19 protein-coding genes and 3 tRNA genes are annotated in these 21,562 nt (G+C 46.4%); 17 read left to right on the top strand and 5 right to left on the bottom strand.

The genetic code is table 11. The features are described 5' to 3' along the window. Nucleotides 1-61: 61 nt before the first annotated feature. Nucleotides 62-138: transfer RNA gene (locus UCH007_RS03245), tRNA-Pro, on the bottom strand. A 125-nt stretch (nucleotides 139-263) separates the two neighbouring features. Between UCH007_RS03245 and def the strand changes: the two genes are divergently transcribed. Together def and UCH007_RS03235 are read left to right on the top strand one after the other, a co-directional pair. Beyond that, complete coding sequence (def, locus tag UCH007_RS03240) at nucleotides 264-767, top strand: peptide deformylase (protein ID WP_023652208.1); 504 nt, start codon at nucleotides 264-266, stop codon at nucleotides 765-767. A 23-nt stretch (nucleotides 768-790) separates the two neighbouring features. Further along, nucleotides 791-1,450, top strand: coding sequence for an MtnX-like HAD-IB family phosphatase (locus UCH007_RS03235; protein WP_023652207.1), 660 nt, complete (start codon nucleotides 791-793; stop codon nucleotides 1,448-1,450). Here UCH007_RS03235 and UCH007_RS03230 read toward each other — a convergent pair. Together UCH007_RS03230 and UCH007_RS03225 are read right to left on the bottom strand one after the other, a co-directional pair. Next, a complete protein-coding gene (locus UCH007_RS03230) occupies nucleotides 1,447-2,109 on the bottom strand; it encodes a YggS family pyridoxal phosphate-dependent enzyme (protein ID WP_046961036.1) in 663 nt (220 codons plus the stop codon). The two genes, UCH007_RS03235 and UCH007_RS03230, sit on opposite strands and share 4 nt — an antisense overlap. A gap of 10 nt (nucleotides 2,110-2,119) precedes the next feature. After that, nucleotides 2,120-2,488 (bottom strand): zinc ribbon domain-containing protein, encoded by a 369-nt coding sequence (locus UCH007_RS03225; RefSeq protein WP_012881961.1) that lies wholly within the window; start codon nucleotides 2,486-2,488, stop codon nucleotides 2,120-2,122. A gap of 97 nt (nucleotides 2,489-2,585) precedes the next feature. Between UCH007_RS03225 and UCH007_RS03220 the strand changes: the two genes are divergently transcribed. The 8 genes from UCH007_RS03220 (at nucleotide 2,586) to hpt (ending at nucleotide 11,846) form a co-directional block, all read left to right on the top strand. After that, nucleotides 2,586-2,670: transfer RNA gene (locus UCH007_RS03220), tRNA-Leu, on the top strand. A gap of 494 nt (nucleotides 2,671-3,164) precedes the next feature. After that, nucleotides 3,165-4,571: a hypothetical protein gene (locus UCH007_RS03215; RefSeq protein ID WP_023652204.1), complete on the top strand. Its 1,407-nt coding sequence runs from the start codon at nucleotides 3,165-3,167 to the stop codon at nucleotides 4,569-4,571. Nucleotides 4,572-4,711: 140 nt separating this feature from the next. Continuing rightward, nucleotides 4,712-7,243 (top strand): hypothetical protein, encoded by a 2,532-nt coding sequence (locus UCH007_RS03210; protein WP_023652203.1) that lies wholly within the window; start codon nucleotides 4,712-4,714, stop codon nucleotides 7,241-7,243. A gap of 126 nt (nucleotides 7,244-7,369) precedes the next feature. After that, complete coding sequence (gene thrS, locus UCH007_RS03205; RefSeq protein WP_023652202.1) at nucleotides 7,370-9,118, top strand: threonine--tRNA ligase; 1,749 nt, start codon at nucleotides 7,370-7,372, stop codon at nucleotides 9,116-9,118. A gap of 66 nt (nucleotides 9,119-9,184) precedes the next feature. Next, on the top strand, nucleotides 9,185-9,742 hold the full coding sequence (infC, locus tag UCH007_RS03200; RefSeq protein ID WP_072555582.1) for a translation initiation factor IF-3: 558 nt from the start codon (nucleotides 9,185-9,187) through the stop codon (nucleotides 9,740-9,742). After that, entirely contained in the window at nucleotides 9,735-9,938 is a 204-nt protein-coding gene (rpmI, locus tag UCH007_RS03195) for a 50S ribosomal protein L35 (protein WP_012881956.1), read from the top strand. Before infC ends, rpmI begins: the two co-directional genes overlap by 8 nt. Before the next feature lie 18 nt (nucleotides 9,939-9,956). Further along, on the top strand, nucleotides 9,957-10,316 hold the full coding sequence (rplT, locus tag UCH007_RS03190) for a 50S ribosomal protein L20 (protein WP_046961034.1): 360 nt from the start codon (nucleotides 9,957-9,959) through the stop codon (nucleotides 10,314-10,316). Between the two features lie 108 nt (nucleotides 10,317-10,424). Then, nucleotides 10,425-11,846, top strand: a complete 1,422-nt coding sequence (hpt, locus tag UCH007_RS07910; RefSeq protein ID WP_082111134.1) for a hypoxanthine phosphoribosyltransferase — start codon at nucleotides 10,425-10,427, stop codon at nucleotides 11,844-11,846. A 383-nt stretch (nucleotides 11,847-12,229) separates the two neighbouring features. Here the strand turns inward: hpt and UCH007_RS03180 are convergent. Together UCH007_RS03180 and UCH007_RS03175 are read right to left on the bottom strand one after the other, a co-directional pair. Then, nucleotides 12,230-12,306 (bottom strand) — tRNA-Arg (locus tag UCH007_RS03180). Between the two features lie 39 nt (nucleotides 12,307-12,345). Then, on the bottom strand, nucleotides 12,346-12,897 hold the full coding sequence (locus UCH007_RS03175; protein WP_023652198.1) for a COG2426 family protein: 552 nt from the start codon (nucleotides 12,895-12,897) through the stop codon (nucleotides 12,346-12,348). Between the two features lie 164 nt (nucleotides 12,898-13,061). Here UCH007_RS03175 and dxs point away from each other — a divergent pair, with 164 nt between their 5' ends. From dxs to UCH007_RS03140, 7 genes are all read left to right on the top strand, one after another. Then, nucleotides 13,062-14,963: a 1-deoxy-D-xylulose-5-phosphate synthase gene (gene dxs / locus UCH007_RS03170; RefSeq protein WP_046961033.1), complete on the top strand. Its 1,902-nt coding sequence runs from the start codon at nucleotides 13,062-13,064 to the stop codon at nucleotides 14,961-14,963. Between the two features lie 98 nt (nucleotides 14,964-15,061). Beyond that, nucleotides 15,062-16,255: a phosphoglycerate kinase gene (locus UCH007_RS03165; protein ID WP_012881951.1), complete on the top strand. Its 1,194-nt coding sequence runs from the start codon at nucleotides 15,062-15,064 to the stop codon at nucleotides 16,253-16,255. Then, nucleotides 16,248-17,453, top strand: a complete 1,206-nt coding sequence (locus tag UCH007_RS03160; RefSeq protein ID WP_046961032.1) for a 2,3-bisphosphoglycerate-independent phosphoglycerate mutase — start codon at nucleotides 16,248-16,250, stop codon at nucleotides 17,451-17,453. Before UCH007_RS03165 ends, UCH007_RS03160 begins: the two co-directional genes overlap by 8 nt. A gap of 11 nt (nucleotides 17,454-17,464) precedes the next feature. Then, nucleotides 17,465-18,220, top strand: a complete 756-nt coding sequence (gene tpiA / locus UCH007_RS03155; RefSeq protein WP_046961031.1) for a triose-phosphate isomerase — start codon at nucleotides 17,465-17,467, stop codon at nucleotides 18,218-18,220. Between the two features lie 49 nt (nucleotides 18,221-18,269). Then, nucleotides 18,270-19,256 carry a tRNA (adenosine(37)-N6)-dimethylallyltransferase MiaA gene (gene miaA, locus UCH007_RS03150; protein ID WP_046961030.1) on the top strand — a complete coding sequence of 329 codons (987 nt, stop codon included), beginning with the start codon at nucleotides 18,270-18,272 and terminating at the stop codon, nucleotides 19,254-19,256. Then, nucleotides 19,243-20,097: a diaminopimelate epimerase gene (gene dapF / locus UCH007_RS03145; RefSeq protein WP_046961029.1), complete on the top strand. Its 855-nt coding sequence runs from the start codon at nucleotides 19,243-19,245 to the stop codon at nucleotides 20,095-20,097. Before miaA ends, dapF begins: the two co-directional genes overlap by 14 nt. Beyond that, the gene (locus UCH007_RS03140) at nucleotides 20,084-21,256 is read left to right on the top strand and encodes an LL-diaminopimelate aminotransferase (RefSeq protein ID WP_046961028.1); all 1,173 of its coding nucleotides are present in this window, start codon (nucleotides 20,084-20,086) and stop codon (nucleotides 21,254-21,256) included. Before dapF ends, UCH007_RS03140 begins: the two co-directional genes overlap by 14 nt. Nucleotides 21,257-21,562: the final 306 nt, after the last annotated feature.

The raw sequence follows: 21,562 nt of genomic DNA, 5'->3' as shown, positions 1-21,562 counted from the left end.
AAACTTATTTATCCGATAAATAAAAAGCCCTCTTTGAAAGAGGGCTTTAGTTTAAAGAAAATGGTCGGGGTGAGAGGATTTGAACCTCCGACCACCTGAACCCCATTCAGGTGCGCTACCAGGCTGCGCTACACCCCGACTGTGCAAGATATGGTAGCATAGTGCTTGACTTTGAGCAAGTCTGAATTTTTGTCCGCCAAAGCTAAATATGCTATAGTTATAGTGTAATTTTATAAACTAATTCGCAAACGGAGAAAAATTCCATGGCAATACGCCGCATCTGTGAGCTGCCTGAGCCGGTTTTACGGAAGAAAGCCAAAAAAGTACCTTCCATTGACAGCTCAATTCAAACGCTCATTGATGATATGATTGAAACTATGAGTAGCGCTGATGGAGCGGGATTAGCTGCCCCTCAAGTGGGCGTATCTCTCAGGCTGGTAGTTTTCCGCGAACCGGATGCCAAAGAAGCAACCGTACTTATTAACCCGGAGATTGTGAAAAAAGAAGGGCAGAGACAGGTTACTGAAGGCTGCCTTTCCATTCCGGGGTATTTTGGTGAACTTACCAGAGCCGAAACTGTTACCGCTAAGGGGCTTGACCGCCATGGTAAGGCTTGCCGCATAAAAGGAACCGGTATTGTCGCCCAGTTGCTGGAACATGAAACCGAACATCTGGATGGCATACTTTACATAGACCACCTTGAAAGTGAAGAAAAGCTGCACGAGATAGGGGTGGATGATGAACTGCCCGAAGAAATCCGTGACTAGCCAGACGAACAGGATAAATATATATGCCCCTTACTCATAACCCTAAGCTGATGTTCCAGAGTGATTTTGACGGCACCCTTACTGAAGGAGACGTAAGCTTTTTAATACTGGAGAAATATGCTCAAGGTGACTGGTGTGCCATTTTGCGCGAATACCAACAGGGCAAAATAAGCGTAGGTGATTTCAATTACCGGGCTTTTGCACTAGTAAAAGAAGACCAAAAGACACTAGTTGATTTTATTCGGGAAAATGCTGTACCCAAGAAAGGCATCCATGAACTTATCAACTACTGCAAGCAGGAAAATATCCGTTTTTCAGTAGTAAGTAACGGACTGGATTTTTATATCCATACCATGCTGGAAGAACTGGGATTTAAGGATATCGAGATCAATGCCGCCCGTACACTTTTTACCAGTGAAGGGCTTGACGCCCGCTATTACGGTCCTGACGGCAAAATGGTGGATAACGGTTTTAAGGAAAGCTACACTAACCATTACCGGTCGCAAAACTATAAGGTGATTTATGCAGGAAATGGCCCTTCGGATTTTCCGCCTGCCAAACTTTGCGATTATGCCTTTGCCACAGATATGCTGCTTGACCGTTTCAAAAAGAGCAATTTACCCTGCTACCCGTTTCAAGATCTGCACGATATTGTGGCCCGTCTGAAAACAATACCCCATTAGGGGCGAGGTCCAAAGATGCGGGTACCCAGCCTAACCAGATTAGCACCTTCCTGAACAGCCACTTTGTAAGAGCCTGACATACCCATGGAGAGAAACTGAAGCTCAGTATTTGGTAAACCCATAGCGGCTATCTCATCAAACTTAATTTTGGTCAGGCGGAATATGGTACGCAGTTCCTCAGGAGCTTCCAGTGCCGGCCCCATAGTCATCAACCCCGTCAGTTTAAGGTTTGATAAGCAAGATATACGTTTGGCCAATTCCACAGTCTCTTCTGGCAATACCCCTGACTTTTGTTTTTCCCGCCCGCTGTTTATCTCAATAAAAACCGACAGGATTTTATCAATCTCAGCTGCCCGCCGATTTAATTCAGAGGCTATTTCAATACTATCCACTGTTTCCACAACTGAGAAACGGTGGACTATCTTTTTGCATTTATTTGACTGGACCTTCCCTATAAAGTGCCACTCAGCCTTGTCTCCGATAAGCGGGTAGGTTTCTTCAGCCTCGGTTAAATAGTTATGACCGATTATCTTTATACCGGCATCTATGGCAGCCAATATTTCAGACGGCTGGCGTTTCTTGACAGCCGCTTCAAGCACCACGTCAGGCGGCAATTCAGCCAAAATATCTTTTACGCTTCGGGTAATATTTTCGTACATACGTTCACCCTCAATCCAAACAATTTCCGCATTGAGGACAGAAATGCATACCTGCCTCCACCCCAGATTCGCAATTGGCACATTCGTAGCGGGGGTTTTCCATCTCCAGCTTCAGCATTAAGTTCTCCATCTGTTTTTTGCTCAACAGGCGGGCTTTCACTGTGGATTGGAGGCTTTTATCAATTTCAAACCGCTCATGGCAATGACCGCAATACATATATTGCCTGCGGGAAAAATCGAAGGTGGGGATAAAATAAACCGTAAGTTTTTTGCGCTGCTGTTCGACTGTCATTACCGAAGTAGTCTTGCAACCGGGGCAGGTAGTAACCATGTACCCCAAGATATCGAAGTAGGCTTTGTTTCCAAATAGCACAATCATACAGTGATGTTATAATGGAAATACCGGCTTGTCAAACTGATTATCTGTTATTAGCTTGAGAGGCTAAGCCCAAAATGTTAATATGTACTCTCAAAGCGGGGGAGTGCCGGAATTGGCAGACGGGCATGACTTAGGATCATGTGTCGAAAGGCGTCGGGGTTCGAGTCCCCGCTTCCCCACCACGAAACCCAAACCTGAAATGTTAATCCGGTATGCTTATAGTTTACCGATACAAACACGCCATTATTATAATTCACGTATTTTGCCAGAAAAACCATCATTTAACCTGAGGCACTATATTACCAAACTCTTTTCTCACATTTACCCTCAAAACGCTGTTGCTTCAGGCACAGTATTATATATCTATATATCTTTACTTCTTTATCATTTTTTCTTAGTTTTATTGCTTTCATTTGTTTGGTGATGATATATTGACCCATTTGCTCTAAATGTACCGCAAATCTAACCCGTTTTTGACTTTACATAATATAATATATTCTTGGCCACTCATACTTTCGTATTGACTCTGATCTAAGCATAGATTAGACTACACATGAGTGATATATAAGTACTTGCTTGTTTAATAGTGCGTTTTAATTGTCAGAGCTATATATAGTTTTTGGCAACGGCTATTTGTGGCATTGGTACTACTAGCCGGCCAAGGAAAGAGGATGAAATGGAGAATAAAAGCCCTGCTCTGGGTCAGCATGTAGACCAACCCGGTCCCAAGATTATGACCAAGCCTCTGCCTATTATTCTGGACGAAATGGAGGCCAATATCCGCGCCGCTGCGGAAGCCGCCAGACGTGCAGAGGAAGCAGCAAAACAGGCAAGCGCATCTGCTAGCACTTCTATGCGTGCCGCTGAGGTAGCAGAAAAACGGGCTGAAGATGCCCGGCTTGCAGGTGAAAATGCCGCTGCAGTAGCCAAGAAAGCCGCCGCTGAAGCAGTTGCTAAAGCTGCCGAAGCTGCTGCAAAAGCCCAGGAAGCTATTTTGCGTTCAGTTGAGGCTGATAAGGCTGCCGTAAAAGCCGCCGAAACCTTCAAAAAAGCTGCCGATGAAGCCAGCGAGAAAGCCAGAGCCTCTGCTGCCGAAGCAGCCGCTCAGGCCAGTTTAGCCGCAGAGGAAGCTGCCAGACGCGCAGAGGAAGCTGCCAGACGTGCAGAGGAAACTGCCAGAGCCGCTATCTATGCCGCTGAAGAAGCAACGGCAAAAGCTGATGAAGTTGCCCGTTCTTCAAAAGAAGCAGCTATAGCTGCCCAGAGAGCTGCGGAACAAACTGCCATCAGGGCTGAGGAAATTGCCAAAGCAGCCAAAGAAGCTCTTGAGAGGCTTATTAAACAGGCTGAAAGAGCCAGCGCTGAAGTTGCAGCTGCTGTTGCTGCAGCCAAATCCGCCGGCAAAGAAGCCACTATCAAACTAACTACCGAAGCAGGTAAAGCCGCCGATGATGCAGGGCGTAAAGCCAAAGAAATGGCGGTCTCTGCTTTACATTTATCCGAACAGCTGGCTCACAAGGCCGAAATGGCCGATGTAGCCGGAGATGAAGCCATAGAAGCTGCCACTAAAGTCAGCGGCAAATTAGCTGCTGCGGTTGATGAAGCTGGCCGAATGGCCAAAGAATCTGCTGCCAATGGCTTTAAAATTGCCGAAAACATGGCTCAGCAAGCTGCATCTGCAGACAAAGCCGGCGATGATGCTATCCGGACTGCAATGTCCATCTTGCAAGAGTTAGCCACCAGAGCTGAAGCTACCGCCAAATCCGCCGCTGAGCGAGCTACCGGTGCTGAAGCTACCGCCAAGGCCGCTGCTGAACGAGCTACCGGTGCTGAAACTACCGCCAGGGCCGCTGCAGATAGAGCTGTGGCAGAGGTATCACGGGTAAGACAAACAGCCGAAGAGGTTGCCCAAAGCGCACGCAGAGCTGCCGAAGAGGCGCTTGCCAAAGCTGAGGAAGCTCTGGTAAAAGCAGTCATTAAACGTCTTACCAGCTGGGAATGGATTGTAATTCTGGTAGTGATTAACCTTAGTATAGTGTTTGCGGCAGTCCTTATTGCTACTGCCCTTGGCGCCTTGCTTTAATAAAATGTCTTGTTGATGGTCCGCAACGAATGTTATAATGACTTCGTGGTGGTCAAACCTGATACAAAAGCCTCTCAACCGTTGAAACCGGTTGGGAGGCTTTAGGTTTTTTGGCTAATAATGGTGAGAGGAATCTAAAAATGGAAGGAAAGAAAAACATTTCTTCAAATAATGAACCTGTTGCCCAACCCAAGATTTTAACTAAACCTTTACCTCAAATCCTGGATGAAATGGATGCCAATATACGCGCTGCTGCTGAAGCTGCCCGCAGGGCACAAGAAGCGGCTGTCACTGCAGGTAAAGCAGCTGAAAGTGCTACTCAAGCTGCCAATCTGGCTGAAAAAAGGGCTGAAGATGCCCGGTTAGCCGGTGAAAAAGCGGCCGAAACCGCAACCAGAGCTGCTGCCGAAGCTGCTGCTGCAGCCGAAAAAACTGCTAAATTAGCCACCAACGCCGCCAATGAAGCCCTGAAAGCTGCTGAATTAGCCTCGCGTAAGGCCGAAGATGCTGAAAAAGGGGCGGCTAAGGCTGCTGAAGATTTTAAAAAGGTAGCGGAAGAAGCCGCCAGAAGGGCAGAGGCCGCGAGCCAAGCTGCACGTGATGCAGCAGATAATGCCATGCTTGTAGCTGAGTCTGCCGCTCAAAGGGCGGAAGACGCCGGTGAGAATGCCCGCCAGGCAGCTGAAAAAGCTATCCGCGAAGCTCAAGATGCCACTATCGCAGCTATTCAAGCTTCCGAACTGGCTACCAGAGCTGCAGAAGATGCTGCTCACAGAGCCGAACAAGCCTCTGCTTTAGCCAGAAAAACCGCCGAAGAAGCTACCAATGCCTCACGAGAAGCAGTACTCAAAGCTGAAGAAGCTGCCCGTAAAGCCGAAGCCGCCAGCTTGGCTGCTACTAATGCAGCTGAAAATGCTATGAAATCTGCAAGCGAAGCTGCCAAAAGGGCAGAAGCCGCCAGTCTGGCAGCCAAAGAAGCTGCCGCCATGGCTACCGCAGCTGCTCAAGCCGCTGCCAAGAAAGCAGAGGAAGCCAGTGCTATAGCTAAATCTGCTGCCGAACAGGCTATAAAAGCCGCTAACGATGCTGCTCTTAGAGCAGAGGCGGCTGCCAAAGCCGCTGCTTTAAAAGCAGAAGAAGCCCTTTTGGCTTCCAAAAAAGCTGCCGCTGAGGCTATAGCCACAGCTAGCGAAGCCGCCATGTCTGCGGCGATGAAATCTGAGGCGGCTGTTGCCGCTGCCAAATCTTCAGCTGAAAAAGCTATTTTAGTAGCTGAAGATGCTGCCCGCAAAGCTGAAGCTGCTGCCGCCGAAGCATCTAGAAAAGCTGAAAACGCCAGTTTGCTTTCCACTCAAAAAGCTGAGGATGCCATAAAAGCTGCTGATTTAGCAGCCAAACGGGCAGAAGCGGCTGCTTTGGCTGCTACCCAAAAAGCCGAGGAAGCTGTCAAAACTGCCGGAGAAGCCGCCAAACTAGCTGCTGCCAACGCTACGAATGCCGCTAATGAAGCTGCCAAGAGAGCCGAAGCTGCTGCTGCCGCTGCCGCAAAGAAAGCTGAAGAAGCGATAGCGGCTGCCAAACTGGCAGCTGATGAGGCTGTAAAGGCTGCTACCAAAGCCGCCGAAGATGCTGCCAAGAAGGCTCAACTGGCTGCGGAGGAAGCCACCCGCAGGGCTGAGCAAGCAGCCGCTGCTGCTGCCGCTGCCGCCGCTGCCGCCGCTTTGAGAGCCGAAGAGGCTGCTTACAAGGCTGAAGATACCGCCAAAGCCGCCAAACTGGCTGCGGAAGAGGCTACCAACCGGGCAGACGAAGTAGCACTAACTGCCAAGGAAACTGCTCTGGCCAATAAAAAGGCTGCCGAGGCAACTGCCATCCGTGCCAGCCAGATTGCTCTAACCGCCAAGACAGACCTTGATAAAACTATTCTGGCCGCAAATAAAGCTGGAAATAATGCTACCGAAGCTACAGCTGCTGCAAACACGGCAACTACTGCTGCTAATACCAGAAAAGATGCTGACAGTGCCCGCAAGGCAGATGAAGCCGGACGCAAAGCCAAAATGGCGGCTACTGCCGCCCTCCAGCTAGCTGAAGAAACTGCCCGCAAGTCATCTTTGGCTGAGATAGCCGGAGATGAAGCCCTTGAAGCCGCAACCAGAGTAAGCGGTGATATTGCTAAACGGGCTGAAGATGCTGGTTATGCCGCTAAGGAATCCGCCAAGTCAGGATTCAAGGTAGCGGAAGAAACCCGCAAGAAGGCTACACTGGCCGACGAGGCCGGAGATGCCGCAATTCATGCTTCAATGAGTATTATTCAGGAACTCATAAACAGAGCTGAACAGGTAGGTATTGATGCCAAGCGTTCAGCTGAAGACTTTGCCCGGATATCCCGCTCACAGGCAGAAGCCATGATGCGTGATGCCCAGATGAAGGCCGCCGCCGAGGTTGAAAAAGCCCGCCGTGCTGCCGAAGATGCCGGTGCCAAAGCAGAGAGTATTGCCAACGCGGCTAAACTAGCTGCCGAAGAAGCCATGAGTAAAGCTCAGGAAGCTCTGGTAAAAGCTGTCATTAAACGCCTTACCAGCTGGGAGTGGATTTCAATCCTGGTTATCATAAACTTAAGTATAGTTTTTGCAGCCGTACTCCTGGCTACCGCCTTCGGCGCGCTTATCTGATAATATTGCCTAATTTGGCTTAGCCCATGTATAATTAGTTACAAAAGCTAACCCAAGAGAGAAAAAGCCTCTCATTAACCGGAAACGGTGGGTGAGAGGCTTTTATTTAGATTAGAGGTGAATCTTATGGCCAACCAAATAGACGAAGCAAAGCCCATAAGCGACCTTGAAATCATGCGTCACTCCGCCGCCCATATTATGGCTGAAGCGGTCTTGTCCATGTTTCCTGAGGCCAAGCTTGGCATAGGGCCGGCTATTGATACCGGTTTTTACTATGATTTTGACCTGCCTCGCACCCTCACACCAGAAGACCTGCCTGAAATAGAAACCCGGATGAATCAGCTGGTAAAGGCTAATCTGCCTTTCAGGCGTGAAGAAATGTCTAAAGATGAAGCCCGAAAACTTTTTGCCGACCAGCCGTATAAACTGGAGCTACTGAATGATATCCCTGACGAAACCGTAAGTATTTACCGTCAGGGTAACTTTTGTGATCTCTGCCGCGGGCCTCACGTCAACTACACCAGCAAGGTAAAGGCTTTTAAGCTTTTGTCTATTGCAGGTGCCTACTGGAGAGGTGACGAAAAACGCCCCATGTTGCAGCGTATATACGGGGCAGCCTTTTTGGATAAAGCCTCTCTGGCAGACTATTTGAATATGATTGAAGAAGCCGCTAAACGCGATCACCGTAAACTAGGCAAAGAACTGGAGCTGTTTTCATTACATCAGGAAATAGGGGGCGGTCTGGTAAACTGGCTGCCAAACGGTGCTACAATACGACACCTGATTGAAGAATTCTGGAAAAAAGAGCACCTCAAACGGGGTTATAATCTGGTTTATACCCCCCACATAGCCAAAGTAGACCTCTGGAAAACAAGCGGGCACTGGGGTTTTTACCGCGAAAATATGTATAGCCCTATGGATATTGACGGCGAAGAGTATGTACTTAAGCCAATGAACTGTGTTTACCATATCCTTATGTTTAAAAACCGCACCCGCTCATACAAAGAACTGCCTATCCGTATGGCTGAACTGGGTACTGTTTACCGTTATGAACGCTCAGGTGTTTTACACGGACTTTCAAGGGTACGCGGTTTTACCCAGGATGACGCCCATATATTCTGTTTATATGAACAGTTGGAAAAAGAAGTTGTAAAGGTTCTTGATCTGGCAAAATTCATGATTGACACCTTCGGCTTTGCCAAATACAAGGTTATGCTTTCAACTCGTCCCGAAAAATATGTGGGCGAGCTGGCTAAATGGGAATATGCCACTGATATTTTGGCAAAAGCTCTGGAAGCCAACGGGATTTCTTATCAGGTAGACCCCGGAGAGGGTGTCTTCTACGGTCCCAAGATTGATATAAAATTTGAAGATGCCTTGGGACGCGCATGGCAAGGACCAACTATTCAAGTGGATTTCCAATTGCCCGAACGTTTTGAAGTCAGCGTGGTAGGGGAGGACGGCAAGGACCAGCCAGTAGCTATGGTGCACCGCACAGTACTAGGCAGCATGGAACGGTTTATGTCCTGTTTAACTGAACAATATGGTGGTGCTTTCCCTGTCTGGTTATCACCGAAGCAGGTTATGATAATACCCATTGCCGATAGGCATAGCGAATTTGCCGAAAAGCTGGCCTGTGAACTAAGGGAAGAAGAAGTTAGGGTAGAGGTAGATAATCGCTCCGAAACTATGAACCAGAAAATCCGTCAGGCTCAACTTGCTAAGATACCATACATGCTGGTGGTTGGAGACAAAGAGATTGAAACCGGGAGTATAGCCCTGAGAAGTCGTATCGGCAGCCAGCAGGTAATGCCGTTTGCAGAGTTTAAATCTATGCTCCTTAATAAAATAAAAACCAAGTCTACAGAGATTTGATTACCTAGCTGAACTATGGTATATTTTGCCAGAATAGACGTGTGTCCGTTAAGGAGGTAGCCAGGAATATTTAAGGAACTTCGCATCAATAATCAAATAACTGCCCGCGAATGTCGCCTTGTAGGTGACAAAGGCGAACAGTTAGGCATTTTGCCAATTTTACAGGCCCGTGAACAGGCCAGGAAAATCAATCTTGATTTGGTTGAAGTTGCTCCTACAGCGGTGCCCCCCGTGTGCCGTTTGATGGATTACGGTAAATACCGTTTTGAACAGACCAAGAAGGACCGTGAAGCTAAGAGAACGCAGAAGATATCCCTGTTGAAAGAGATACGTGTGCGTCCTAAAATTGGTGAACATGATTTTGATGCCAAAGCCCGCTCTGCCCGCAAGCAACTTGAAAGCGGAGACAAAGTAAAGCTGACTGTTATGTTCCGGGGACGGGAAATAACCCATGCTGAGCTGGGTTTGAAATTACTTAAGAAAATGGCTGATACTTTAACTGATATTGCAACTATAGAAGGGCAACCTTCATTACTCGGATCCAGAATGCATTTAACACTTTTGCCTAAGGCAGCTATCAAAGTGTCTAAGGTAAAGGAAGGACAGGAAACCGCTAATGCCTAAAATGAAAACCAGAAAGACCGCTGTAAAGCGCTTTCATGTCACCGGTACCGGCAAAATTATGCGCAGCAAAGGCATGAAGAGCCACCTGCGCCGTAATAAATCCGCCAGAGTACGCCGTCAGTTTGACGAAATGTCTCAGGTAGCTGGTGTGGACAGAGCTCGTATTCAGAAGTTAATTCCATATGGTGTAAGCTAACTAGGGAGGGGTACTACATTGGCACGTATTAAAGGTGGCATAGCCACACATAAAAGACATAAGAAGGTATTGGCCTTAACCAAAGGCCACGCTTCAACCAGACATTCGCTTTTTAAGCGGGCACATGAATCCATGGTTCATGCCATGAGCTATGCTTTTGCCCACAGGCGCGCACGCAAAGGTGATCTGCGCAGGCTTTGGATAACCCGTATCAATGCAGCCGCCAGAGCTGAAGGGCTGACCTATGGTGAGCTTATTTCAGGCCTCAAGCTTGCCGGTATTGATATAAACCGCAAGGTTTTAGCCGATATGGCTGTATCTGACAGCGTTGCGTTTGCTGCTGTGGCAGCCAAAGCCGCTGCTGTTAAAACCAACTAGATTTAAACCCATAAAATGGATAATTGACCGCTGTCTAAAAGCAGCGGTTTTTCCATTTTATTAAATTGACATACCCAATCTACCATTTTACAATTGTGCTAGGAGAGAATGGTATTGAACAAAGAGCGGGCTTTTTACAAGGCCGTTAGCCGGTCAATCCAGAGCCTGAATACCCCAGCTGAACTTAAAGCAAAGCTGGAAGGGATTGTCCGACTGGCAGCACGGGCCAGCCATTGCGCTGTATCACTCCTCCTTATTGATACAGCCGGGCAAAAACTTTCCCACAATATCTCCTTCGGACTGCCCCAGTTTTACATTCATAAAGGGGTTCTTTCAGCCACAGACAGTCTGGGTGAAACTGTAAACATTCAAACCACAGCTATTACAGATGCCCAAAATGACAGCCGTATCCAGTTTCCGCAAATGGCTTCAAAAGCCGGCTTTTCTTCAATAATGGGCAGTCCTATTATCCAGCAGGAAAAAGTGATCGGCAGCCTCAGGTTTTACTGCAAGGATTTTTACGAATTCAGCCAACAGGATATAAATTTTGCCGAAAATATGGCACATATAATTTCACTGGCATTTTTCACCTTGCCGGTAAATACTGCCTCGTCGGATAAAATCACCCCAATGCCGATTTCAGACTTGAAAACTGCCAGAAATATCACCTTTGCTCACCAAAGCGAAACTGAATTTGCCCGCCTGCTGGATTTTTATAATATAGAATGGATATACGAACCCCGCTCTTTCCCGCTTAGCTGGGAAGGGGAACGGGTTACAGAAATGTTTACACCTGACTTTTATCTTCCAGGGCTGGACATGTATATAGAACTGACCACTCTAAAACAAAGTCTGGTCACTACCAAAAATCATAAACTCAAGCTGCTCAGAGAGCTTTACCCCGATATAAAAATAAGCTTGTTATATAAAAATGATTATGCACGCCTATTGTCCAAGTATGGCTGCGGTCCATTGGCGCAGACCAGAGCTCACGGAATAGATAGAGTACTTTATACTGCACAGGATATCGCTGAAAGAGTGGCCAGCCTGGCACGCCAAATTTCTGATGATTATCCGGACAACCGTCCTATACTTATCGGGGTGCAAAGGGGATTTATCTGTTTCATGGCTGACTTGATACGCCAGATAGCCGTTCCTCTGGATATAGATTTTATGACCATATCTTATTATAGCGGAAGCAATACATCTATGGTACGCATAACCAAAGATATGGATTTGGACGTAGCAGGCAGAGACATACTGCTTGTTGAAGACATTGTAGATACAGGCATAACCTTGAACTACCTTTTAAACCACCTAAGGTCTAAAAATCCCGCCAGTCTGAAGGTATGCACACTGCTTGACCGCAAAGTAAGAAGGCTTATTGACATAAAGATTGACTATGTAGGTTTTGAACTGCCGGATGAATTTGTAGTGGGGTATGGGTTGGATTACCATGAGGAATATCGTAATCTGCCATTTATAGGTATACCCGGCATACAGCAAACGCCTGATTTTAAACCCAAATAAAACAGCGGCCCCAGGTAGCCTATGCATTCGGGACGTTTTAACCTTGGAGCTCCCTTTCGGTTTCTACCTACCCAGTTTCTTGACAATCTTCAGAGAGGGCTCTTTAGATTACCTAGCTCCGTATTATGGTAGAACTTACTAAGGTTATCTGGGTCAGTTTCCGTCACCATTGCTTCGGTCACCTGGGACAGTTTTAATATGCCACACCTGTTGATATGCCAGCAACCGCCTTTAAAACTATTCATACAAGTACAGCAGGAAAGAGGTCTCTCATACACCCTTAATTAGTCTGATATTCGCAAATCTGATAATTATTTGATATGCATGACGCTGAAACAGGAGGAAAATATTTCTACAGATGGCAGATAAAATCTAAAATAGAGTGGCGTCCCCGGAGAGATTCGAACTCTCGACCCACTACTTAGAAGGCAGTTGCTCTATCCAGCTGAGCTACGGGGACACGATGAAATGCTACCATTTTACAGCTTTTAAGGTCAAGTTAAACAAGCTGGTTTTTTGAGTGTATTATACGGGTAAATGCAATACCTCCAAGTACCAATCCTGCCAGCATAGCCCCAACCCAGCCTAACAAACATAAGCAAGTAACAATCGCTCCAGCCACGACAACTCCCAAACTGATATACAGCAAAGATTCGTTACGGTTAAGACCCAATACAACCGCAACTAATGAACCTGTCCACGCTCCAGTAAAAGGCAGGGGTATTGCAACTAACAGTATAAGCCCGATACGTTTATATTTTTCAACAGTGGCACTCCTCTTTTGCCCCATAACATAAATCCATCGGGTAAAGCCACGCATGAAGTCGAAATGCTCAAGTACATTTAACACTTTTTCCAGTAAAAACAGTATCAATGGCACAGGCAGCAGATTACCTGCCAGTGCAATCAGATACGCCCAATACCAGGGAATACCGAGAATATTTATAGCCAGTGGCAAAGCCCCACGCAATTCAAAAACAGGCAGAGCTGATACCAGAAAAACCAGCCACTCCGGCGGCAGGCCCAGATTAATCCAAAATTCTGACGACAAGTCCTTTTTATTACCTCTTTTGGCATTTTATATGCCAACTGTCCCGAAAACTCTAGCAAATACGACTATACTAGTCAATCTTTTTCTAGCTTGACTAGTATGAACACAACTGTTACTATAATTTGAATACAGGATTGGAAATTTCTATTCCGCACAACTTGGAAATGTCAAAACTGCTAGACACAATAAATAGTCCCTCAGACCTGAAAAAACTTACTCTGGACGAACTAAATGAGCTGGCTGCCCAAATCCGTGAAGAGCTCGTAAACCGGGTGACTTTAAACGGGGGACATTTAGCCTCAAGCTTAGGCGTCGTTGAGCTTACTATTGCGTTGCATCGCGTTTTTGAAAGTCCCAAAGATAAAATAATCTGGGACGTGGGACATCAGTCATATGCCCACAAACTCTTGACCGGCCGCCGCGAACAGTTTGCCACACTCCGCCAGCATGGGGGGATATCCGGCTTTACCTGCCGGGATGAAAGCCCGCATGACCCGTTTGGAGCAGGCCACGCCAGCACCTCCATCTCTGCCGGGCTGGGCATGGCTGTAGCCCGTGATTTGGCTAAAGCAGATTACAGCGTCATTTCAGTAATCGGAGATGGAGCTATTTCCGGCGGCATGTCCTTTGAAGCTATCAACAATGCCGGACACTTGCACACCAAGTTTATAGTCATTCTTAATGACAACGGCATGGCTATATCTCCCTCCACAGGGGCTTTATCTAAATTTTTAAATAATGTCCGCTTTGACCCGCGGTTTGAATTCGCCAAGCGGGGTGCTAAACAGACTATAACCAATATGCCTTTCGGCAAGGCTGTTTGGGCTTTTACCAAAAGCATTAAACACAAATTTGAAAAATCCATGCTTCCGGGCAGTCTTTGGGAAGAACTGGGATTTATATACCTTGGGCCGGTAGATGGCCATAATATCCGCGAACTTGAGGCAGCACTTAAACGCGCCAAAGATTTTGAATCCCAGCCAGTACTTATCCACATGATTACCCAAAAAGGCAAAGGCTACGATGATGCTGAAGCTGATGCCGTAAAATACCACGGTATTTCACCCAAATCAGGCGGGCTGAAAAGCGGCCACGGGCAGTCATATAGCCAGGTGTTCGGTCAGACATTACATAAAATCATGTCCGACAACCCCCAAGTAGTGGCTATCACTGCCGCCATGACTGATGGCTGCGGATTGGGTGAAGTTGCTGCAGACTTTCCTGATAGGGTATTTGATGTGGGCATTTGCGAGCAGCATGCCGTCACTTTTGCAGCCGGAATGGCTACCCAAGGTTACATACCGGTCGTAGTTATCTATTCTACTTTCCTCCAGCGCAGTTTTGATCAGATAATACATGATGTCTGTTTACAAAAACTTCCGGTAGTCTTTGCGATTGATAGGGGAGGTATTGTGGGTGATGACGGAAAAACCCATCAGGGTATTTTTGATTTATCTTTCATGTCTTTGATACCGGATATGATAGTAGCCGCTCCATCTGATGAAAATGATCTACAACACCTGCTATATACTGCTGTAAATTCAGGCAAACCATTTGCCATCCGCTACCCCAGAGGATTCGGCGAAGGGGTTGAAATGGAAAATGGTTTACATAATATTCCAATAGGTCAAAATGAAGTTCTGTCCACCGGTAGTGAAATAGCCATTCTCGCAACCGGTAAGAGCGTCGCATTTTCCAGAGAAGCCTTGGAAATACTGGCCGAAAGCAGTATCAAGCCCACACTGGTAAACAACCGATATATAAGCCCCCTTGATAAGGAGCTGGTTATAAAAATAGCCAGAAACCATAAATACCTTATTACTGTTGAAGAAAATGTAATATCCGGAGGCCTGGGGAGCCGAATAAACACTATCCTTGCAGAGGCTGGGTTGGTTAATAGTATCAAGGTTGCCAATATTGCCATACCTGATAAATTTGTGGAACACGGTAATCAAAGCCTGCTTCGTGCCAAATACGGATTGGACGGGAAAGGCATAGCCCAAAAGATATTATCCATGGTAGACAATCCCGGTGAAATAAAGCACCAGCAGATACTTTGCCCATAGACAAGCCAACCACTGAAAATTATTACCCGGTATAACCCGAAGCCGCCTAAAGAAAGTTTGGCTTGGTTATGAATAATAAGACCTTTTCAGGAGCGTTCATGGAAAACTTAACAATCAGAGATTTAGATTTCTCTGGTAAAAAAGCTCTGGTGAGAGTGGACTTTAACGTCCCTATAAATGAAGAGACTGGCGGTATCAATGATGACAGCCGTATACGTGCAGCTATTCCGACCATTGATTACCTGCTGGACCACCAGGCCAAAGTTATTTTATGCAGCCACCTGGGAAGACCAGACGGCGAGGTAGTAGAAAGTATGCGTCTTGCCCCGGTAGCAAAACGCCTGTCCGAGATACTCAGGCAAGAAGTATTTACAGTTTCTGATTGTATCGGAGACGAAGTAATTGCCAAGGTTAACTCTCTGGAAGACAGCCAGGTGCTGCTGCTGGAAAACTTGCGTTTCCACCCGGAAGAAGAAGCTAACGACCCTGTATTTGCCAAAAAACTGGCAAATCTGGCTGATATATATGTGGACGATGCTTTTGGTACTGCCCACCGCAAACATGCCTCTATTGTAGGCGTAGCCAAATATCTGCCGGCAGTGGCTGGGCTTCTCCTTGAAAAGGAGCTTCACGCTCTGGGAAAGGTACTGGAACACCCGCCCCGACCGTTTATGATACTTCTTGGCGGCGCCAAGGTAAGTGACAAGGTGGGCATGCTGGAAAACGTCATGGACAAAGTGGATACTATTCTTATTGGCGGAGGAATGGCAGCCACTTTCCTGAAGGCTCAAGGGCTGGAGATAGGTGATTCACTCATTGATGACAGCCTTGATACCGCAAAAATGCTAATGGATAAAGCAAAGTCAAAAAATGTTAAGATTATCCTGCCGGATGATGTGCTGGTCACATTTGATAAAATAGGTCCTGAGGCCAAAGCAGAAAATGTGAGTGTTGAGAATATACCTCATACTGCCAAAATTGTAGATATCGGCCTTCTTACCATTACCCATTTCACCAAACACCTTGAGAAGTGCAAGACCGTCTTTTGGAATGGTCCGATGGGGATTTATGAGATACCTCAATTTTCAGAGGGCACACGGGCAATGGTCAATACCATGACCCGTCTCCATGGCACTACCATTATTGGTGGCGGTTCTACTGCTGAGATTGTGACCGAACTGAATATTGCCAGCAAGATGAGTTTTGTATCTACCGGAGGCGGAGCTTCACTCAAATTTCTTAGCGGTGAAAAATTGCCTGGCGTAGAGGTGCTTGCAAAGAAAAATGAATAAAATAAATCTTGTCAGCCAGCTTTCGCAGACTACTCCCAGCAAGATTGTACTGCTGGTGATAGACGGACTGGGAGGATTACCTCACCCTGAAAGCGGGCAGACCGAACTTGAGACAGCCCAAACACCTAATTTGGATGAATTAGCCCGTAAAAGCATCTGTGGCATGGCAAACCCGATTGGAGCCGGTATAACCCCCGGCAGTGCCCCCGGTCATCTGGCACTCTTTGGCTATGATCCGGTTGATTGCCTTATAGGACGGGGTGTGCTGGAAGCACTGGGAATAGATTTTGACCTGAAACTGGGAGACGTGGCAACACGCGGTAACTTCTGCACTGTAGATGAGAAAGGGCTGATTTGTGACCGCAGAGCGGGACGGGTTTCAAGCGCGGTCAGTGCCAAACTTTGTACTCTTCTGGACGGACAGGAATTTGAGGGTGTCAAGGTAATTGTAAAACCGGTAAAAGACCACCGTCTGGTAGTTGTATTCAGGGGGAGCGGATTATCTGAAAAGGTGACTGATTCGGATCCCCAAAAACTGGGGGCTGCCCCCAAAGAGATTACACACTTATCTGAAAATGCCCGGCTAATGGCAAAAGTTGCAAACCAATTCTTACAATTTGCAGCTAAAACACTCAAAGACCATGCACCAGCCAATATGATACTACTGCGGGGATTTTCAGAAAAACCCTGCTTCGCCACTATGAACGAGATTTATAAGCTTAAGACGGCCGCTATTGCCAGTTACCCTATGTACAGGGGACTTTCCAAAGTAGTGGGCATGGATGTGTTATCCACAGGCCCAACCTTAGATGATGAAATAGCCACTTACAAAGCAAACTTTGAAAAATACGACTTTTTCTTTATCCATGTGAAAGCCACAGATGCCGCCGGTGAAGACGGTGACTTTGAACGCAAAGTGAAAGCATTAGAAAACTTGGATCAGGTACTGCCTGAAATACTAGCCTTACAGCCGGATGTAATAGCCGTAAGCGGTGACCATTCCACCCCGGCTGTTATAGAGGGGCATAGCTGGCATGAAGTACCGGTGCTTATTTATTCTAAATACTGCCGCCCTGACAAAGTTTGCAGGTTTTCCGAAACGGATTGTCTGCAGGGTGGACTGGGGCATATACCTGCCAGGGATATTATGCCTCTAGCCATGGCTAATGCCCTTAAACTCGGCAAATTCGGAGCCTAGGAGCAAGCTTTATGAGGCAGATTATTATTGCCGGTAACTGGAAAATGAATACCACTCTTTCCGAAGCTTGTATACTCGTACAAAGCATGAAAGGTGAACTTGAAACGATAGACGGCATTGAAAAAATAGTCTGCCCGCCTTTTATATCCCTGAGTCACATAAAAACCATACTAGAAAATAGCAGCATCAAGCTGGGTGCCCAAAACCTTTTCTACGAAGAAAAAGGGGCATATACAGGTGAAATATCCCCCTTGATGCTGAAAGAGCTCTGCCAATACGTGATTATAGGCCACTCTGAAAGACGGGAATATTTCGGTGAAACAGGACAGGTTATCAACCAAAAAATAAAAGCCGCTATTCAAGCTGGCATACTTCCGATAGTATGTGTGGGTGAAAAACTCGAAGAAAATGAGAAGGGCCAAACCCGCCAAGTATTGGAAACTCAGCTAAAAGAGGCTTTGAATGGGCTTAGCCTGAGCAGTATCATAATAGCTTATGAACCCATTTGGGCTATAGGCACCGGCAAGGCTGCCACCGCTTCAGCAGCCAATGCGGCAATCTGTTATATACGTAAGGTGTTAAGTGAAATTCTGGGGAACACTGCAGCCCGAAAAGCTTCCATACTCTATGGAGGCAGTGTAAATGAAAAAAATACCGCCGAACTCCTCTCTCAGTCAGATATTGACGGGGCACTGGTAGGCGGAGCTTCATTGAAGGCTGATTCTTTTATAAGCATTTGCCGCCAAGCCGCCGCTATTTCAAAATAAAGCCTGAAAAGGCATCCCTAAACCCTTTTTAAGACCTGCAGGGAGACCAATGAGCATAATTGATAATACCGCCAGTGCAAAAGCCTCAAATTCGCCTGTAGCGCCTTTACTGGTTATTCTGGGCAACACCGGCTCAGGGAAAAGCGCTCTGGCGCTGAAACTGGCAAAGGAAATTCCCGCCGGCATAATCAACGCGGATAGCCGCCAGATATATTCCCATATGGATATTGCCACAGCCAAACCAACTCTATCAGAAATGTTAGAAATACCGCACTTTCTTTATAGTTTCATTCAACCTGACCAGTCTTTCAATCTGGCAGAATACCAGACGCTTGCCTATCAGGCTATAGATAGTCTCCATAACCAAACCCGTTTGCCGATACTGGTAGGGGGGAGCGGACAATACCTGAAGGCAGTACTTGAGGGCTGGAGTATTCCCCAAATAGCCCCTGATGAAACTTTGCGTGCCGCTTTATTTGAAAAAGCAGAAAAAGAAGGCGAAGAAGCCCTTTTTGCAGACCTTGAAGAAAAAGACCCGCAGGCTGCTTCAAAAATAGACTCACGTAATATCCGCCGTGTTATACGGGCATTGGAGGTTATCTACAAAACCGGCGGAAAATTTTCCGAGCTCCAAACAAAAAACCCGCCACCTTACAGGATACTTAAAATAGGTATACATATACCCCGCGAAGAACTTTACCGCACCGTTGACTTGCGGATAGAAAAAATGTTAGAACAAGGTCTGGAAGCGGAAGTTCGCTTTTTGCTGGAAAAAGGATATAAGGCTAATCTACCGTCTATGTCGGGCATAGGCTACCGCCAGATAGCCAAACATATCGAGGGCGGTATCAGCCTGGCAGAGGCAATAGAACAGATGAAATATGAAACCCACCGCCTTATCCGCCAGCAAAATACTTATTTCCGTCTGACAGATGCCGATATACACTGGATAACACTGGAAGAAAGCCGAAGTAACAACATTATCCGGCTGGTCCGTGATTTTCTGGCTGCGGAGGATAAATATGAAATTCACTAAACTGCAAAGTGTTGGCAATGACTTTGTTCTGGTAGACCCGCAAGGTGAAGAACGGGATTGGCCAAAACTGGCACTCCATATGTGCCACCGTCATTTCGGTGCCAGTGCTGACGGGCTGATGTTGCTTTTGCCTTCAGCAAAAGCAGATTTCCGCATGCGGATTTTTAATGCGGATGGCTCTGAGGCAGAAATCTGCGGTAACGGTTTACGCTGTCTTATTCATTATATAGCCGCCAACAAATTGATTGGCAGCAGAGATGAACTTAGCATTGAGACTCTAGCCGGTATACGGCATGCTCAAATATTTAAAGACGGACGCATACGCACCACCATGGGCAAACCTATGTTTGAAGCCCATCAGATACCTGTTGCCGCTGAACCAGACCCTAAACACTACAGCGGACAACTTATTTCTGACTTTCCGTTAAATATCAATAATCGCCGGGTACTGGTTTCACTGGTATCCATGGGAAACCCGCACGCTATCCATTTTTGCACTAAACCGGTAGAAGAATTCCCGCTGGGAGAAGTGGGCTCATTGGTTGAAACCCATAAGGCATTCCCCAAACGCACCAATTTCGAAGTTGCAAATATCCTTGATACCGAACATATAAAAGTACGGGTTTGGGAACGAGGGGTAGGGGAAACTCTGGGTTGCGGCAGCGGTGCTTCTGCAGTAGCGGTTGCCGCGCAAATATTGGGGTATGTCGGCAAGTTTGTTTACATAAAGTTGCCGGGCGGAACACTCGGCGTTGAATGGGATGGGCATGATGATGTCTATCTTACCGGAAAAGCTGAAATTATATATACGGGAGAATGGTTGAAAGATGAAATTGTCTAAACGAATTGAAAATCTGCCGCCATATCTTTTTGTCCAGATAAGCAAAAAGATAGCTGAGAAACGCGCCAAAGGAGAGGAAGTAATCAGTTTTGCTATTGGCGATCCTGATTTACCCACTCCGAAACACATTCTGGCAGAGCTTTGTAAAGCGGCAGAAGATCCATCTAACCACCGTTACCCTGAAACAGAGGGAATGCCGATGCTGCGTAAAGCTATGGCAGAGTGGTATGAAAAAAGGTTCGGTGTAAAACTAAACCCTGATACCGAAATATTGCCATTAATTGGCTCTAAAGAGGGCATAGGGCATGCCGCATGGTGTTTTCTTGACCCCGGGGATATTGCACTCGTACCTAACCCGGCTTATCCTGTATATGCCATCTGCAGTCAACTGGCAGGTGCAGATGTGTTTAATATGCCTCTTAACAAAGAAAATAACTTCCTGCCTGACTTTAACACCATACCGGAAGATATCCTTTTAAAAGCCAAAGTACTCTGGATTAACTATCCTAACAATCCTACCGGTGCAGTGGCAGACTTGGACTTCTTTAAGAAAGCAGCGGATTTTGCCGCCAAACACAATCTGGCAGTTTGCCATGACGGACCTTATTCTGAAATAGCTTTTGACGGCTACAAGCCTGTAAGTTTCCTTGAAGCCGAAGGTGCTAAAGATGTAGGAATTGAGTTTCATTCACTCTCCAAAAGCTATAACATGACCGGCTGGCGTATTGGTATGGCTGTTGGTAATGCCAAAATGATAGACGCTTTAAGACGTTTTAAATCCAACCTTGACTCAGGCATACCCCAGGCTATCCAGCTGATGGCTATTGCGGCTTTGAAAGGCTCACAAGAAGTCATAAACCATAATTGTGCTGTATATCAACGCCGCCGTGACCGCCTGGTGAAAGCACTACACAATATAGGCATGGAGGTTACAGCCCCCAAAGCCAGTTTATATATCTGGGCACCGGTACCCGAAGGCTATACATCCGCCAGCTTTGCTACTGAACTTCTGGATAAAACCGGTGTAGTCGTTACTCCAGGCACAGGTTATGGGACTGCTGGCGAAGGCTATATAAGATTATCTTTGACCGTACCTGATGAACAGCTCGAAAAGGGTATCACCAAATTGTCCGGCTACAAAAGAAACACTTTTAGTTGAGTCTTTATTTCTGGTTTTAGGGTTCACGCCGGAATCTAAATGATTTCATAGCGTGAACCCTTTGCATATTTCGACAATCCGTAATGTTTGGTAGGGGATATTTATCTCAATATCTTTATCGGCAAGCCAACCATATAGTCCATAGGATTTCTACAGAAATATTTTTAGCATGCGCAAATATTAAATCATACTTGCTGCAAATTTAATTTTCGGTAAAATATTTGTTAGTTATTTTTTACGCCATCTTTTATGTTAAGTTATATTTTTAGCTTAATATATTACATAACATATATAGTGCGAACCACT

This window comes from Dehalococcoides sp. UCH007 (assembly GCF_001010485.1).
GTDB lineage: Bacteria > Chloroflexota > Dehalococcoidia > Dehalococcoidales > Dehalococcoidaceae > Dehalococcoides > Dehalococcoides mccartyi_A.
This window is presented reverse-complemented; position numbering and strand designations above follow the sequence as displayed.

What these genes read in the sequence shown, in the direction of transcription:
- dxs (WP_046961033.1), top strand. Translation starts at nt 13,062, where the DNA reads ATGTCAAAACTGCTAGACACAATAAATAGTCCCTCAGACCTGAAAAAA.
- UCH007_RS03165 (WP_012881951.1), top strand. Translation starts at nt 15,062, where the DNA reads ATGGAAAACTTAACAATCAGAGATTTAGATTTCTCTGGTAAAAAAGCT.
- UCH007_RS03215 (WP_023652204.1), top strand. Translation starts at nt 3,165, where the DNA reads ATGGAGAATAAAAGCCCTGCTCTGGGTCAGCATGTAGACCAACCCGGT.
- UCH007_RS03210 (WP_023652203.1), top strand. Translation starts at nt 4,712, where the DNA reads ATGGAAGGAAAGAAAAACATTTCTTCAAATAATGAACCTGTTGCCCAA.
- UCH007_RS03160 (WP_046961032.1), top strand. Translation starts at nt 16,248, where the DNA reads ATGAATAAAATAAATCTTGTCAGCCAGCTTTCGCAGACTACTCCCAGC.
- tpiA (WP_046961031.1), top strand. Translation starts at nt 17,465, where the DNA reads ATGAGGCAGATTATTATTGCCGGTAACTGGAAAATGAATACCACTCTT.
- UCH007_RS03235 (WP_023652207.1), top strand. Translation starts at nt 791, where the DNA reads ATGCCCCTTACTCATAACCCTAAGCTGATGTTCCAGAGTGATTTTGAC.
- thrS (WP_023652202.1), top strand. Translation starts at nt 7,370, where the DNA reads ATGGCCAACCAAATAGACGAAGCAAAGCCCATAAGCGACCTTGAAATC.
- rpmI (WP_012881956.1), top strand. Translation starts at nt 9,735, where the DNA reads ATGCCTAAAATGAAAACCAGAAAGACCGCTGTAAAGCGCTTTCATGTC.
- def (WP_023652208.1), top strand. Translation starts at nt 264, where the DNA reads ATGGCAATACGCCGCATCTGTGAGCTGCCTGAGCCGGTTTTACGGAAG.
- dapF (WP_046961029.1), top strand. Translation starts at nt 19,243, where the DNA reads ATGAAATTCACTAAACTGCAAAGTGTTGGCAATGACTTTGTTCTGGTA.
- hpt (WP_082111134.1), top strand. Translation starts at nt 10,425, where the DNA reads ATGGTATTGAACAAAGAGCGGGCTTTTTACAAGGCCGTTAGCCGGTCA.
- UCH007_RS03230 (WP_046961036.1), bottom strand. Translation starts at nt 2,109, where the DNA reads ATGTACGAAAATATTACCCGAAGCGTAAAAGATATTTTGGCTGAATTG.
- UCH007_RS03140 (WP_046961028.1), top strand. Translation starts at nt 20,084, where the DNA reads ATGAAATTGTCTAAACGAATTGAAAATCTGCCGCCATATCTTTTTGTC.
- UCH007_RS03225 (WP_012881961.1), bottom strand. Translation starts at nt 2,488, where the DNA reads ATGATTGTGCTATTTGGAAACAAAGCCTACTTCGATATCTTGGGGTAC.
- miaA (WP_046961030.1), top strand. Translation starts at nt 18,270, where the DNA reads ATGAGCATAATTGATAATACCGCCAGTGCAAAAGCCTCAAATTCGCCT.